This is a genomic window from Mycetocola zhadangensis, from assembly GCF_003668565.1.
GTDB classification, from domain to species: Bacteria; Actinomycetota; Actinomycetes; order Actinomycetales; family Microbacteriaceae; genus Mycetocola_A; species Mycetocola_A zhadangensis.
The window spans coordinates 280,131-293,224 of the sequence record NZ_RCWJ01000001.1 but is presented as its reverse complement, the minus strand read 5'-3'; the positions used below and the strand labels follow the sequence as shown (position 1 = coordinate 293,224).

The following is a 13,094-nucleotide window of genomic DNA, read 5'->3' as shown; positions in this document are numbered from 1 at the left end:
TGTCGAAGAGGCCGAGGTTAGAGCATGCAGCTGACGCAGCCGTCAACCTCGGTGCCCTCGAGCGCGAGCTGGCGCAGACGGATGTAGTAGATCGTCTTGATGCCCTTACGCCATGCGTAGATCTGCGCCTTGTTGATGTCGCGCGTGGTGGCGGTGTCCTTGAAGAACAGCGTCAGCGACAGGCCCTGGTCGACGTGCTGGGTCGCAGCGGCGTAGGTGTCGATGATCTTCTCTGCACCGATCTCGTACGCGTCCTGGTAGTAGTCCAGGTTGTCGTTCGTCATGAACGGTGCCGGGTAGTAGACGCGGCCGAGCTTGCCTTCCTTGCGGATCTCGATCTTCGACGCGATCGGGTGGATCGACGACGTCGAGTTGTTGATGTACGAGATCGAGCCGGTCGGCGGCACAGCCTGCAGGTTCTGGTTGTAGATGCCGAATTCCATAACGGATGCCTTCAGCGCAGCCCAGTCCGCCTGTGTCGGAATCGAGACGGCCGAGTTCGCAAACAGCTCAGCAACGCGTGCCGTCGCGGGCTCCCAGACCTGCTCGGTGTACTTGTCGAAGAACGCGCCTGACGCGTATGTCGACTTCGCGAATCCGTCGAACGCTGTTCCGCGCTCGATGGCGATCCGGTTGGATGCACGCAGTGCGTGGTACAGCACCGTGTAGAAGTAGATGTTCGTGAAGTCGATGCCTTCTTCGGAGCCGTAGTAGATGCGCTCACGAGCCAGGTAGCCGTGCAGGTTCATCTGGCCGAGGCCGATGGCGTGCGACTTGTCGTTACCGTCTTCGATCGAGCGAACCGACTGGATGTGGCTCTGGTCGGAGACCGAGCTGAGGCCACGAATGGCGGTCTCAACGGTCTTGCCGAAGTCGGGCGAGTCCATCGACAGCGCGATATTCATCGAGCCGAGGTTGCAGGAGATGTCCTTGCCGATGACGTCGTACGACAGGTCGGCGTTGTACGTGGTCGGCGTGTTGACCTGGAGGATCTCCGAGCACAGGTTCGACATGTTGACGCGGCCCTCGATCGGGTTCGCCTTGTTCACGGTGTCCTCGAACATGATGTACGGGTAGCCGGACTCGAACTGGATCTCGGCGAGCGTCTGGAAGAAGTCACGCGCCTTGATCTTGGTCTTCTTGATGCGCGAGTCGTCGACCATCTCGTAGTACTTCTCGGTGACCGAGATGTCTCCGAACGGAACTCCGTAGACCTTCTCCACGTCGTATGGGGAGAACAGGTACATGTCCTCGCCCTTCTTGGCGAGCTCGAAGGTGATGTCGGGAACCACGACACCGAGCGACAGCGTCTTGATGCGGATCTTCTCGTCGGCGTTCTCACGCTTGGTGTCGAGGAAACGCATGATGTCGGGGTGGTGCGCCTGCAGGTAGACGGCACCGGCACCCTGGCGGGCACCGAGCTGGTTCGCGTAGCTGAAGGAGTCTTCGAGAAGCTTCATCACGGGGATGATTCCGCTCGACTGGTTCTCGATCTGCTTGATCGGCGCGCCGGCCTCGCGAATGTTCGAGAGGAGAAGCGCAACTCCGCCGCCGCGCTTGGAGAGTTGCAGCGATGAGTTGATGCCGCGCGAGATCGACTCCATGTTGTCTTCGATACGCAGCAGGAAGCAGGAAACGAGCTCTCCGCGCTGTGCCTTGCCCGAGTTCAGGAACGTCGGCGTTGCCGGCTGGAACCGGCCGGCGATGATTTCCTCCACGAGGGCAACCGCGAGCTTCTCGTCACCCTGGGCGAGACCGAGGGCCGTCATCACGACGCGGTCTTCGAAACGCTCGAGGTAACGCTTTCCGTCGAACGTCTTCAGCGTGTACGAGGTGTAGTACTTGAAAGCACCGAGGAAGGTCTGGAAGCGGAACTTCTTCGAGTAGGCGAGGTCGTTGAGGCTCTGGACGAAGTCGAACGAGTAGGCGTCGATGACAGCCTTCTCGTAGTACTCCTTCTCAACGAGGTAGTCGAGACGCTCGCGCAGGGAGTGGAAGAAGACTGTGTTCTGGTTGACGTGCTGGAGGAAAAACTCCCGCGCCGCTTCACGGTCTTTGTCGAACTGGATTTCACCGTTCGGGCCGTACAGGTTGAGCATCGCGTTGAGCGAGTGATAGTCCATACCGGTGTCCATCGGCACCTCGGTCACTACTGTTCCAGCCAAAATGATTCCAATCCCTCATGGACGACGCGCACGTCATCCGGTGTTCCAAATACTTCAAATCGGTACAGGTTTGGCACCTTGCACTTCGCGGAAATAATGTCTCCCGCGAGCCCATAGGCCGCACCAAAGTTTGTGTTGCCTGCGGCAATGACTCCACGAAGCAGGCCACGGTTCTTCTCATCGTTGAGAAATCGGATGACCTGCTTGGGAACCGCACCCTTTCCGTCTCCCCCTCCATAGGTTGGGGTGACGAGAATGTACGGTTCGTGAACCGTGAGGTGCGGCTCCTTCGCCTGGAGCGGGATTCGATCAGCGGGAACCCCCAGCTTGCGAACAAATCGCTGGGTGTTGCCAGAGACGCTGGAGAAATACACCAGCTTGGCCATGTCACGCCCCACTAGATCGAAGGTCGTCACGCCGTAAGAACGGCGAGGGAGATCAGGAGAGGCGAGAAGCCAGTTCGTTGATCTTGTCTGGGCGGAAGCCGGACCAGTGGTCTTCGTCGGTGATCACAACGGGGGCCTGCAGGTAGCCGAGAGCCTTGACGGCCTCGAGTGCGTTCTCGTCTTCGGAAAGGTCGAGAACCTTGTATTCAATGCCCTTGTTGTCGAGGGCGCGGTACGTCGCAGTGCACTGCACGCATGAAGGCTTGGTGTAGACCGTGATAGTCATGTATCTAGGCCCCTTCCTGAAAAAGATTTCGATGTTTTCTCGGCAGTGCCTGCCGGTGGTCCAATACTACATATAGTTGGTCGCTTTGACGAGCACCCCAACCAGTAGTAGTTACACGCCTGTAGTTATCAACAAGCGATTCCACTGTTTTCTTCCCTTATCCACCGTTTCTCCACCCTTTTGTCCACACCCTCGGATGCCTCAAAAACAAGGGAATTCCGCCACCGCCGGTCGGGGCATCGAAGGTTGTCCACAGCCCCCACGCTAAACCGACCCTCTGACATTAATTTTGCGAGCGATATGCGCGGTGGGCGTGTCGTCCGACCGTGCCGCCCCGTGGCATCCGTTCATCGAACAGAGCCGCTCGCGCCGGTCAATAGAATTGAGGTATGAGTGCATATTCGAGCCTTTTGAGAACCACCGGAGTCGCTCGAATCATCGTCGCTCAGCTCGTCGCGCGTTTTCCGTTCGGGATGCTGTCGCTTGCGTTCCTCCTGCACGTCGAGCAGGTCACCGGCTCATACGCAGCCGCAGGACTGGTTCTAGCGGCGTCAAGCGTTGGCCAGGCGCTTGCCGGCCCGCTGACCAGCAGGTGGATGGGCGTCTGGGGAATGCGCCCGGTGCTGATCCTCACCGTCATTGTCTGCGCCATCTCGGTTACCACTGTCGCCCAGGTCGAGATGAGCGTGCCCTGGTACATGGGCTTCTCGTTCCTGGCCGGACTGTCGACGCCCCCGATCCAGCCCGCTGTTCGCACCATCTACCCGAAGATGGTCAACTCGAAGCAGCTGACCCCCCTGTTCTCGCTCGACGCGAGCGCCCAGGAAATCATCTGGGTTCTCGGCCCGGTCATCACCACCTTTATTTCAACCCAGGTCGGCACGCAGTGGGGCATCCTCACCGCAGTGGTGATCATGGCCATCGGTGGAACCTGGTTCATCGCCTCACCTGAGGTCGGGCGGGTTCGCATCCCGAGAAGCAAACGCAAGATCGGCCAGGTGCTCAAGCGTCCGCCCGTCCTGCTTGCCACAGTTGTCGGGTTCCTTCTCATTGGCGCGTGCTCGGCCCTCGAAGTCGGCGTCGTCGCCACCTTCGGCCACAGCGGCCTCGAGGCAGGAATCGTTCTCGGAATCCTGTCCCTGGGCAGCCTGGCTGGCGGCCTCGCCCTTGGCCACATCGGCATCGGTCCGTGGGCTCTGTCGCGGCGCATGTTCATCGTTTTTGCCGGAACGACAGTCGCCTGCTTCTTCGACGGCGCCGTGTCGCTGTCGATAGTGCTGTTCGTCGCCGGGATCGGTATCGCCCCAGCGCTCACCGTGCTCTTCGCCATGGTCTCGTCGAGCGTGAAATTCAGCGACACCGCTGAGGCGTACGGCTGGATGGGCACCGGTCAACTCATCGGCGCTGCGCTCGGCTCGGCCGTCGCCGGTGTTCTGATCGACAGCAACGGAGCGATCGGCGCGTTCTGGGCGGCCTCAGCACTCGCGTTTGTCGGCTTCCTCGTTCCGCTCCTGGGCAAGCGCTGGCACCCCGACCTTCGCGGCAGGGACGCCAGCCCCATTCCAGACACCGAGCCGATCCAGGTACTGACGTCCTGAAATCGGCCTGAGGCTACACGCCGACGAGGGCAGGACGCCTGGCGCCACTGATCGTCGGCGCCTTCCGACCCAGCTGGGTGAGCATCAGCGTCAGTTTCTCAACCTGCCGATCGGTCGGGTGGAAGAAACCGTCATCGATCTGCCGCGCAATGTACGGAATCTCGATGTTGGACTCGACGCCGGCCATGCCGAGCGCCGACAGCACCGGCCGAAGCGCCGCGAGCCCTCGTGTTCCGCCAGCGAGCCCGCCGTAGCTGACAAGCCCGACAGGTTTTCCCGACCACTCATAGTGCAGGTAGTCGAGCGCGTTCTTCAGCGCCGGCGAATAGCTGTAGTTGTACTCAGGGGTGACGAAGAGGAAGGCATCTGCCGCCTCGACGCGCTCAGCCCAGGCAATGGTGTGCCTGTGCCTGTACTCCTGAAACTTCGGGTGTTTGGGCTCATTCATGAACGGAAGGTTGAGTTCAGCGAGGTCAACGAAGTCGATATCGAATCCGCCGATCTGAGATGTGTGTTCGTGAACCCACAGCGCTACCGACAATCCGGCGCGACCTGGCCTCACACTTCCTACTACCACCATGAGCCTGATCGGGTTTGAGCTCGAGGGTTGTGCATCGGGTGTTTCGTGCATCGGGTTAACTCCTGCAACGGCGAACAACTGGGGGCAGCAGTCCTCGCGAGGGTCGGGGTCACAAGCGGTTGGGGCGGGCCGCCTGCGTTGGTACCAGCATGGCCCGGTCCCAAAAGATCACAACCCCCCCAAGGGGGTACCCCATACCTGAGGGTCACTCAAATACGGGCCGTTTCCGCATGGGACACTCCGGTTCGTCGTTCTGCTTCGGCGATGGCTCCGCTCACGGGAACCCTTTTCGACGTCGGTCAATCGTGATCGATCCGTGAGCATGGACACCGTCCAGGGAACGTCCAGCCCTCCTAGAGTTGCACCATGGAACGCACCCTGCCCCCGCATCCCATTTCCCACTCGAGTTCGCGTCGCCGGCGGTCGATAGTTTTCGCAACATTCTTCCTCGCGGCCGCGACGGCCCTCACTGGCTGCACGACGATGGGAACATCGAACTCAACCGAATCGTCGCCGGAGATCCGACGGGCCGATTCAGGAACCGGTGAATCCGGTGCGATGAGCAGTGGGACAGAAGCCGACCGCTCAGTGGTCAGCACCGCATACGTCACGCTCATCTCCCCGAATCCGGCAGACGTCACCGAACAGGTTGTCGTGATAACAACGGATGCTGGCGGTCGCGTCGATACTCGAACCGATTCGCCAGCAACAACAGACTCCCCCGCGTCCGGGTCGCTCATCGTGCGGATTCCCTCAGACCGCCTCGAAAAGGCCCTCGACGAAATCAAGTCAACGGGCGAGCTGCGCCACTCCTCGCTCAATGCCACGGACGTCACCGACCAGGTCACAGACCTCGACGCTCGTGTTACTGCCCTTCGCGCCTCTGTCGCTCGCCTCCTCGCCCTGATCGACGGCGCCTCGACCACGGCAGACCTGATCGAGCTTGAGACAGCGCTCAGCGAGAGGCAGGCAGAGCTCGACAGCCTCGAGGCGCAGCGCGACTCGTTGGGAGACGCCGTCGAGTACGCGACTGTCGATGTGGAGATCACGTCGCCCGGCGCGGTTGGCGGTGCGGCTCCCGGTGACTTCTGGGGCGGAATCGTTATCGGCTTCAGCGCGCTGGTCAGCTTCTTCTCCGGCCTGCTCGTCGTTCTCGGCATCCTCCTGCCGTGGCTGATTCTGCTCGGGCTGATCGCCGGAGGCGCACTCCTCATCCTTCGACGCCGCCGTCGCCGCACCGGGAATTCGCCAGCACTGAAGCAGCCATCCGACACCAATCTGTACAGCCCGGGCCAGGGCGCTGACACCGCCCCGCCGCGGCCATCGCTCCCGGTCGAGACGCCCCGTAGCACCAGTTCGGAGCAAAAACCAGACACCGCCGAGTGACGGCGGAAAAAGAAAGCCGCGCCGTACCATTGCCGAATGACGATCCCGCTGCTCACCCCCTCTGACATCGAACGACGCCAGGGCCTGGTCTCGATGAAGCGCACCGCAACGGCGCTGCTTGTCGCGATGGCTGTGGTCTTCTGCGTGTCATTTGCCTTTCAGGACGAGGTCCCGTGGCTCGCGTGGGTACGCGCGGCGAGCGAGGGCGGCATGGTTGGTGCGATCGCTGACTGGTTCGCTGTCACCGCACTGTTCCGGCATCCGCTTGGTCTAAAAATCCCGCACACCGCGATCATCCGCAGGCGGAAGGACGAGATCGGCGCGAGCCTCGGCGAGTTCGTGGAGTCCAACTTCCTCTCCGAGCCGGTCGTCCGCCAGAAGCTCGAGTCGGCCGGAATCGGGCATAAACTCGGCGGCTGGCTTGCACGACCCGAGAACGCGACCCGACTGGCCGAAGAGGCATCCGTCGGGGCGAAAGGGCTGCTCGCCCTTCTCTCAGACGCCGACGTCCAGGACGTTCTGGAGAAGCTCGCCCGCACACATCTCATTGAGCAACCGTGGAGCGAGTCGATCGGCGCTTGGGGTGAGAGCGTCGTCTCGGCAGGCGGCCACCACGCAGCCGTCGACCTGGTCCTCGACGGCATCGATGACTGGCTGAGCAACAACCCGGAGGCCTTTGCCCGGCTCGTGTCCTCGCGCCTGCCGTCCTGGGTCCCGTCGTTCCTGGACAGGCTTGTCGACGACAGGCTGTACCGCGAGGCGCTCGGTTTCATTCGCCGCATGAAGGACGACGAAACCGACCCGGCTCGGTTGGCCGTCGACAACTACCTCCTGACGATCACCACCAATCTGCAGAATGATCCGCTGATGATCGCGCGGTTCGAGAACGCGAAGGCTGACCTCTTCGACAGCCCACGTGTGCGGGAGCTGGCCGCGTCGACCTGGGACACCACGAAGGCTGCCCTGCTCGAATCGCTGGGAAACCCGGAGAGCGGATTACGCATTCAACTCGCGCGCACGATCGCCGACCTGGGTTCCCGCATCTCGACGGACGCTCGCCTCAGCGCCAAGCTTGATGCGTGGGTGACGGATGCTGCGGTGTACCTGGTCAACACCTATCGTCACGAGATTGCGAGCGTCATCACCGACACAGTTGAACGCTGGGATCCACAGGAGATGAGCGAAAAGATTGAACTCCAGGTCGGCCGTGACCTGCAGTTCATTCGCATCAACGGCACCGTCGTCGGCGCCCTCGCCGGACTGGCGATCTTCTCGGTGGCCACCCTCGTGTTCAGCGGCTGACAGCGGCCGAATACGCGCTGCCGGCATCGTTGACCGGCGACGGTCAGGGTGTCACGATGAGTGCATGGCTGAACTGAAAACGACGCAGAACGATAACGACCCTCAAGCGGTCATCGAGGCCATCGAAAGCGCAACCAAGCGGGCCGACGCTGCGCACCTGCTCCACCTGATGTCCGAGGCCACTGGCGACCACCCCAAGCTATGGGGTACATCGATGATCGGATTCGGTTCGTTCCACTATCGATACGCCTCTGGGCATGAAGGCGACAGCATGAGAGTCGGGTTCGCTCCGCGCAAGACCGCTCTCACCCTCTACGGCCTCCAGGGGCACCCGCGCAGCGAGGATCTGCTTGCGAGCCTCGGCAAGTTCACACTCGGCAAGGGCTGTGTCTACGTCAAACGACTCGAGGACGTCGACACGAATGTGCTGCGGCAACTCATCACCCACGCATACGAGGAGGCGGAAACCACGCTGGATTCGGCAACCTGAGATGGCAGACTCCGAAGCGGACGATTCACCCGGCGGTGAGCCCGTGTGCTGGCTCAACCGGGTCTGCGATGTGTGCGGTGCGCTCGTCGACGCCTCGGCGAACGCGTGCTGGCGCTGCGACACACCCGTCGCCTCCGGGTAGACCGACGGCAGGTTCAGAGAACGCGCGTGCCGTTCGCGTCGAGGAACGTGACGTCAGGCATTCGACGAGCGATGATCTGCAGGGCTGCGTACCCGTCCGGGGTTGTCGGTGGCCAGGTCCAGACGTCGACCTGAGGCGCAGATGGCAGAGCGGCCTCAAAGAGATCCACCTCCACGCCTTTGCGGCGGTGCTTCTGCGGAACGACAACTTCGACAACTCGCCCGCGGCTATGGAGCGTAACGAACTGCAGCCGGGAACCCGTCTGGTCGTCGCGAACGATGAACTCGCGGGTCTCGGGATCCAGCGGCGGAATCTCGGTCGTCTCGAACCGGTCGGTGCTCGACGTGGAGAACGCGCCCCCGAGCCGTCGACCAAACAGGGCGAGGACAACGATGATCGAGACCACAGCGAGGATGCCGAAAATCCAGCTGCCGGGGATGCTGTCAAACATGGGATTATCCTCCGGGCGGGAAGGCACGAGGGCCTCGAGCGGGGAACAGGGATGGTGTGGACCTAAGGAGATTCGAACTCCTGACCTCCTCGATGCGAACGAGGCGCGCTACCAACTGCGCCATAGGCCCTGATGGAAAAAGATTATCACGCCGGGAGGCGCTCGAGCGCATCAACCAGCTGCGCGGCGGCGCTGCAGCAGCGACGACAGGTTTGCCGGAGCGATCTCCGCCTCGTCGACAACACCCATTCCGGCGAACCGGCTGGTTTCCTGAGCGGTGCGACGCGGGGACGGCTCCTGCGCGGCTGGAGCTATGGGCGCAATTGTCGGCAGCTGCGGTTCGAGCTGTGCAGCACGCTCTGCCATGACCTGAGCGAGAGCGGCCCGGCGAAGAGCGGCGTGTGCGTCCGCCTGGGCGATGGTGCCCGCGGCCGCTGAGCCCTGCGACAGGTGAAGGGGCTTCGGCAGTGGAGTCGGAGTCCAGGTCGTCTCAACCTGCGTGACCTCATCGAACGCGACAGGCTCGAACACCTGCGACACCGGCGCGGCCTGCGCTGCCGGAGCGGCAACCCCGGTGCGTCCGGTGACCCGTGCCATCCGCACGAGCAGCGCGCCACTCAGGGTCGCGGTGCTGGCACCGATCGCGAGAAGCACCGCGGAACCGCCAGTGGCGAGCAGCCATCCGCCGAACGCCGAGGCCACGAGAGAGGCGGTGAGGACAAGGGTGGTGGCCAACCGGGCACGACGACGTGCGCGCTGAATCTTGAGACGCGCTTCACGGGCGATCGTGGCTCGGCGCACCTCCTCGGTCTGGCGGGCCTTCTCGGCGCGTTTCTGCGCTTCAACGAGCGCGAGCGCTTCGACCCGGGCGCGCTCCAGGGCTTCGGCCTCGTACTTCTTGAGAATCTTCTGCTGTTCCGCAACGCTGCGGGCCGTCGTTTCGACGTGCACCTCGCGCGGCGCTTCAGCGGTCTCGGCAAGGATTCGGAGCGTCTGCTGGAGTCGCACCGCGTTGCGTTCAGTGGCGAGGAACTCGTTCCTGCGCAGCCAGGTCGGCATGAGATAGATGATCCAGAGCGCGGCGGCGATCGCAAAGACGATCCCACCACTCAAGAGTCCGCTGCCAGCCATGGCTCAACGGTACGAGTTTGTCGGCATGACACGCCGCATTGCGGGGGGTGTGTCACCCGAAAGTTGAGGTTGAAGGTTTAAAACAGCGCAGGAGGAGGCACAAGCGGCAGTTCGGACGCTCGCCGGTCTGCGTCGGGGATCGAGGCGACTCCCGCCGGGACCCGGCCGTTCTTCCAGCGCCGCAGCACACCATCGGGCACTTCCTCGCGCACCAGCGCAAAACAAAAGTGATCCCGCCAGTCGCCGTTGATGTGGATGTACCGGCGTCGAAGGCCCTCGTAACGAAAACCGAGTTTCTCCACCACGCGCAGGCTCGGCCCGTTTTCGGGCCGGATGCAGATCTCCATCCGGTGCAGCCCGAGCTGGGAGAAACAGTGGTCGGTGGCGAGCGCGACGGACGTCGGTGTCACACCTTTCCCAGCGAATCGCTCAGACACCCAGTAGCCCAGGGTCGCTGACGACAGCGAGCCGTAGGTGATCCCGGACACGTTCAGTTGGCCGGCCAATTCGCCGTCGTATTCCATGACGAGAGGAAGCCCCCCGCCCGAGCGCGCATTAGACAGCAGAGAACGGATGCTTGCACGCATGTCGAAAGACCGGGGAGCGTATGGACTCGTCGCTTCCCATGGCCGCAACCAGTTCCGGTTCGCGAGCAGTTCCCGTTCCATTGCTCGTGCGTCGCGCAGTCGAACCTGGCGGACGGTGATGTGACCGTCCGTCAGCACGGGCATGGGTAAAGCCACCGCGATTTCCTCTCGATGAATTGCGGCGAGCCTAGTCGAGCTTTGCGGCGAATTCCTTGATCCACGGCTTGAGCTCGAGTCCCAGGTCCTCACGGTCTGACGCGAGCTGGATGATGGCCTTGATGTAGTCGAGGCGGTCACCCGTGTCGTAGCGACGACCACGGAAGACAACTCCGTACACGCCGCCTGCGATCGTGTCGTCCGCTGCCAGCACCTGCATGGCATCCGTCAACTGAATTTCGCCGCCCTTGCCTGGCTCTGTCTTCTCCAGGACGTCAAAGATTTCCGGGCGGAGGACGTATCGGCCGATGATGGCGAGGTTCGACGGAGCGTCTTCGGGGGCTGGCTTTTCGACCAGGTCGGTGACCTTGACGACGTCGGGGTTGTCTGTGGCCTCGACGGCCGCGCAGCCGTACATCGAGATGGTCGCGGGGTCGACCTCCATCAGGGCGATGATCGTGGCCTGGCGGCTCTCCTGCTCCTGGATCATGGTCGTCAGGAGCGGGTCGCGGGCGTCGATCAGGTCGTCACCGAGCAGAACGGCGAACGGTTCGTTGCCCACGTGGCGGCGCGCGCGAAGCACAGCGTGGCCGAGTCCCTTGGGGTCGCCCTGGCGCAGGAAGTGGATGTCAGCAAGTTCGCTCGACTCAACCACCCGGTGAAGCCGGTTCTCGTCGCCCTTCTCCTCAAGCGCGAGCTCAAGCTCGGTCACCCGGTCGAAGTGGTTGGCCAGGGCGTTCTTGTTTCGCCCGATGATCATCAAAACATCGTTGAGTCCGGCGCTCACGGCCTCTTCGACGACGTACTGGATTGCCGGCTTGTCGACGACGGGAAGCATCTCTTTTGGAAGTGCCTTTGTCGCCGGGAGGAACCGGGTACCAAGACCTGCGGCGGGAATAACGACTTTGCGTACGGGCTGAGACATGGATCCAGCGTAGCGGGAGGGCACGCCGAGCGGGTGGTGCGACATCGCCCTCAGCTCGACGATCCTCAAAAGCGCGCAATGTCGGCCTTCGCGCAACGCCCGCTTACAATGGGGTCATGCCCAGCCAGGTGGACCATCAAAAACGCGCGCTCCGAGCCGAGCTGCGCGAGCGGCGCCAGAACCTGACCGCCTCGGAACGCGAAAAAGCGACGATCGGCATCACGAACAACCTGGTCGCCCTCGTGACCGGCCTGAGCGCATCGAGCGTCGCCTGCTACCTTTCGTCTCCGAACGAACCGAACACACGGCCGTTTGTGAACTGGGCGCTGGCCGAGAACATCCGTGTTCTCTTTCCGATTAGTCGGGAAGACGGCCTGCTTGACTGGACAGTCGGAGAATCCGGCTCCGAGGTCGAAGGGCTCTTTGGAATGCCCGAGCCCGTCGGTGAGCCGCTCGGACCGATCGCCATCAACGAGGTGGATCTGATCCTCGTTCCGGCAGCGGCCGTCAGCCCCGATGGAATGCGCATGGGATGGGGCCGTGGGTTCTTCGATAAGACCCTCGGATCGATGGAGAAATGCCCTCCGGTTTACGCCATAGTCTTCGACACCGAGGTTCAGCCAGACGTGCCGCACGAAAAGCATGACCAACGGGTGAACGGTGTCGTCACCCCGTCTCAGATCCTCGAGTTTTAACTCCTCAACTCGACACCCCAGGCGGTAACGCCGCCAACACTTCAGGAATTTTGGATGCCCACGTACTCATACAAATGCACTATCTGCGCGACAGCTTTCGATATCCAGCAGTCGTTCACCGACGACTCGCTTACCGAGTGCCCCGAATGCAGCGGCAAACTCCGCAAGCTGTATAGCGCCGTTGGCGTTTCGTTCAACGGCTCAGGGTTCTACCGCAACGACTCTCGCGCCGCAGCGAACTCCTCTTCAGCTTCGACGAAGAAGGACTCGAAGCCATCCGGCGACAAAACGGCCTCGACGCCATCATCATCATCATCGTCATCGTCATCGTCATCATCGTCATCATCCAGCACGTCGACGGCCACGTCGACCGGCGCCGCTGCGTCATAGGCAAGGGGGAACCATATGCTCAAGGGATTCAAAGACTTCATCATGCGGGGCAACGTCATCGACCTTGCCGTCGCGGTGGTCGTTGGCGCCGCGTTCACCGCTGTCGTGAACTCGATCGTGGAGAACGTCTTCAACCCGTTGATCGGAGCGTTGTTCCAGGCGGACGACCTCAAGAATGCTCTCGACATTCCGGTCGGTGACGCTGAGATCAAGCTCGGGGCCGTGCTCGGGGCGGTCATCACGTTCCTCATCGTCGCCGCTGTCGTCTACTTCGTCTTCGTCCTTCCTATCAACACGATGAAGAAGCACGCAGAGGCGAAGCGCAAGGCAGGCATCGTCGAGGAGGAGGCTCCGGTCACCGAGATCGATGTGCTCACCGAGATCCGCGACCTGCTGGCGAGAAACAGCCTTAAGCAATAACCCG

15 protein-coding genes, 1 tRNA gene and 1 pseudogene are annotated in these 13,094 nt (G+C 62.2%); 7 read left to right on the top strand and 10 right to left on the bottom strand.

Annotated elements, in window-relative coordinates:
- Positions 1-17: 17 nt before the first annotated feature.
- The 3 genes from nrdE to nrdH are packed head-to-tail and all read right to left on the bottom strand — an operon-like array spanning position 18 to position 2,837.
- Complete coding sequence (nrdE, locus tag D9V28_RS01440) at positions 18-2,123, bottom strand: class 1b ribonucleoside-diphosphate reductase subunit alpha (protein ID WP_220700459.1); 2,106 nt, start codon at positions 2,121-2,123, stop codon at positions 18-20.
- Positions 2,124-2,149: 26 nt separating this feature from the next.
- Positions 2,150-2,551, bottom strand: coding sequence for a class Ib ribonucleoside-diphosphate reductase assembly flavoprotein NrdI (gene nrdI, locus D9V28_RS01435; RefSeq protein ID WP_121657938.1), 402 nt, complete (start codon positions 2,549-2,551; stop codon positions 2,150-2,152).
- A 52-nt stretch (positions 2,552-2,603) separates the two neighbouring features.
- A complete protein-coding gene (gene nrdH, locus D9V28_RS01430; RefSeq protein WP_121657937.1) occupies positions 2,604-2,837 on the bottom strand; it encodes a glutaredoxin-like protein NrdH in 234 nt (77 codons plus the stop codon).
- Positions 2,838-3,226: 389 nt separating this feature from the next.
- Between nrdH and D9V28_RS01425 the strand changes: the two genes are divergently transcribed.
- Positions 3,227-4,435, top strand: a complete 1,209-nt coding sequence (locus tag D9V28_RS01425) for an MFS transporter (RefSeq protein WP_121657936.1) — start codon at positions 3,227-3,229, stop codon at positions 4,433-4,435.
- A 13-nt stretch (positions 4,436-4,448) separates the two neighbouring features.
- Here the strand turns inward: D9V28_RS01425 and D9V28_RS01420 are convergent, their stop codons facing one another.
- On the bottom strand, positions 4,449-5,066 hold the full coding sequence (locus tag D9V28_RS01420; protein WP_121657935.1) for an NADPH-dependent FMN reductase: 618 nt from the start codon (positions 5,064-5,066) through the stop codon (positions 4,449-4,451).
- A 315-nt stretch (positions 5,067-5,381) separates the two neighbouring features.
- Here D9V28_RS01420 and D9V28_RS01415 point away from each other — a divergent pair, with 315 nt between their 5' ends.
- From D9V28_RS01415 to D9V28_RS01405, 3 genes are all read left to right on the top strand, one after another.
- Positions 5,382-6,401 carry a DUF4349 domain-containing protein gene (locus D9V28_RS01415; RefSeq protein WP_121657934.1) on the top strand — a complete coding sequence of 340 codons (1,020 nt, stop codon included), beginning with the start codon at positions 5,382-5,384 and terminating at the stop codon, positions 6,399-6,401.
- A 36-nt stretch (positions 6,402-6,437) separates the two neighbouring features.
- Positions 6,438-7,703: a DUF445 domain-containing protein gene (locus tag D9V28_RS01410; protein WP_121657933.1), complete on the top strand. Its 1,266-nt coding sequence runs from the start codon at positions 6,438-6,440 to the stop codon at positions 7,701-7,703.
- A 64-nt stretch (positions 7,704-7,767) separates the two neighbouring features.
- Positions 7,768-8,193, top strand: coding sequence for a DUF1801 domain-containing protein (locus tag D9V28_RS01405; RefSeq protein ID WP_121657932.1), 426 nt, complete (start codon positions 7,768-7,770; stop codon positions 8,191-8,193).
- 155 nt (positions 8,194-8,348) lie between these two features.
- Here the strand turns inward: D9V28_RS01405 and D9V28_RS01400 are convergent, their stop codons facing one another.
- From D9V28_RS01400 to galU, 5 genes are all read right to left on the bottom strand, one after another.
- Positions 8,349-8,786, bottom strand: a complete 438-nt coding sequence (locus D9V28_RS01400) for a hypothetical protein (protein ID WP_121657931.1) — start codon at positions 8,784-8,786, stop codon at positions 8,349-8,351.
- A gap of 57 nt (positions 8,787-8,843) precedes the next feature.
- A tRNA-Ala gene (locus D9V28_RS01395) sits at positions 8,844-8,916 on the bottom strand.
- 41 nt (positions 8,917-8,957) lie between these two features.
- A complete protein-coding gene (locus D9V28_RS01390) occupies positions 8,958-9,917 on the bottom strand; it encodes a hypothetical protein (RefSeq protein ID WP_121657930.1) in 960 nt (319 codons plus the stop codon).
- A gap of 77 nt (positions 9,918-9,994) precedes the next feature.
- A complete protein-coding gene (locus tag D9V28_RS01385; protein ID WP_121657929.1) occupies positions 9,995-10,648 on the bottom strand; it encodes a GNAT family N-acetyltransferase in 654 nt (217 codons plus the stop codon).
- A 43-nt stretch (positions 10,649-10,691) separates the two neighbouring features.
- The gene (gene galU, locus D9V28_RS01380) at positions 10,692-11,585 is read right to left on the bottom strand and encodes a UTP--glucose-1-phosphate uridylyltransferase GalU (RefSeq protein ID WP_121658836.1); all 894 of its coding nucleotides are present in this window, start codon (positions 11,583-11,585) and stop codon (positions 10,692-10,694) included.
- A 116-nt stretch (positions 11,586-11,701) separates the two neighbouring features.
- Here galU and D9V28_RS01375 point away from each other — a divergent pair, with 116 nt between their 5' ends.
- A complete protein-coding gene (locus D9V28_RS01375; RefSeq protein WP_121657928.1) occupies positions 11,702-12,280 on the top strand; it encodes a 5-formyltetrahydrofolate cyclo-ligase in 579 nt (192 codons plus the stop codon).
- 54 nt (positions 12,281-12,334) lie between these two features.
- Positions 12,335-12,427 (top strand): annotated as a pseudogene (locus tag D9V28_RS16465) (FmdB family zinc ribbon protein); the annotation flags it as partial.
- A 62-nt stretch (positions 12,428-12,489) separates the two neighbouring features.
- Here the strand turns inward: D9V28_RS16465 and D9V28_RS16460 are convergent.
- Entirely contained in the window at positions 12,490-12,693 is a 204-nt protein-coding gene (locus D9V28_RS16460) for a hypothetical protein (protein ID WP_308472444.1), read from the bottom strand.
- Here D9V28_RS16460 and mscL point away from each other — a divergent pair.
- The gene (mscL, locus tag D9V28_RS01365; RefSeq protein WP_121657926.1) at positions 12,686-13,090 is read left to right on the top strand and encodes a large conductance mechanosensitive channel protein MscL; all 405 of its coding nucleotides are present in this window, start codon (positions 12,686-12,688) and stop codon (positions 13,088-13,090) included. The genes D9V28_RS16460 and mscL overlap by 8 nt on opposite strands.
- Positions 13,091-13,094 lie beyond the last annotated feature (4 nt).

What these genes read in the sequence shown, in the direction of transcription:
- D9V28_RS01385 (WP_121657929.1), bottom strand. Translation starts at nt 10,648, where the DNA reads ATGCCCGTGCTGACGGACGGTCACATCACCGTCCGCCAGGTTCGACTG.
- mscL (WP_121657926.1), top strand. Translation starts at nt 12,686, where the DNA reads ATGCTCAAGGGATTCAAAGACTTCATCATGCGGGGCAACGTCATCGAC.
- D9V28_RS01425 (WP_121657936.1), top strand. Translation starts at nt 3,227, where the DNA reads ATGAGTGCATATTCGAGCCTTTTGAGAACCACCGGAGTCGCTCGAATC.
- nrdH (WP_121657937.1), bottom strand. Translation starts at nt 2,837, where the DNA reads ATGACTATCACGGTCTACACCAAGCCTTCATGCGTGCAGTGCACTGCG.
- D9V28_RS01420 (WP_121657935.1), bottom strand. Translation starts at nt 5,066, where the DNA reads ATGCACGAAACACCCGATGCACAACCCTCGAGCTCAAACCCGATCAGG.
- galU (WP_121658836.1), bottom strand. Translation starts at nt 11,585, where the DNA reads ATGTCTCAGCCCGTACGCAAAGTCGTTATTCCCGCCGCAGGTCTTGGT.
- D9V28_RS01410 (WP_121657933.1), top strand. Translation starts at nt 6,438, where the DNA reads ATGACGATCCCGCTGCTCACCCCCTCTGACATCGAACGACGCCAGGGC.
- D9V28_RS01405 (WP_121657932.1), top strand. Translation starts at nt 7,768, where the DNA reads ATGGCTGAACTGAAAACGACGCAGAACGATAACGACCCTCAAGCGGTC.
- D9V28_RS01375 (WP_121657928.1), top strand. Translation starts at nt 11,702, where the DNA reads ATGCCCAGCCAGGTGGACCATCAAAAACGCGCGCTCCGAGCCGAGCTG.
- D9V28_RS01400 (WP_121657931.1), bottom strand. Translation starts at nt 8,786, where the DNA reads ATGTTTGACAGCATCCCCGGCAGCTGGATTTTCGGCATCCTCGCTGTG.
- nrdE (WP_220700459.1), bottom strand. Translation starts at nt 2,123, where the DNA reads ATGGACTATCACTCGCTCAACGCGATGCTCAACCTGTACGGCCCGAAC.
- D9V28_RS01390 (WP_121657930.1), bottom strand. Translation starts at nt 9,917, where the DNA reads ATGGCTGGCAGCGGACTCTTGAGTGGTGGGATCGTCTTTGCGATCGCC.
- nrdI (WP_121657938.1), bottom strand. Translation starts at nt 2,551, where the DNA reads ATGGCCAAGCTGGTGTATTTCTCCAGCGTCTCTGGCAACACCCAGCGA.
- D9V28_RS01415 (WP_121657934.1), top strand. Translation starts at nt 5,382, where the DNA reads ATGGAACGCACCCTGCCCCCGCATCCCATTTCCCACTCGAGTTCGCGT.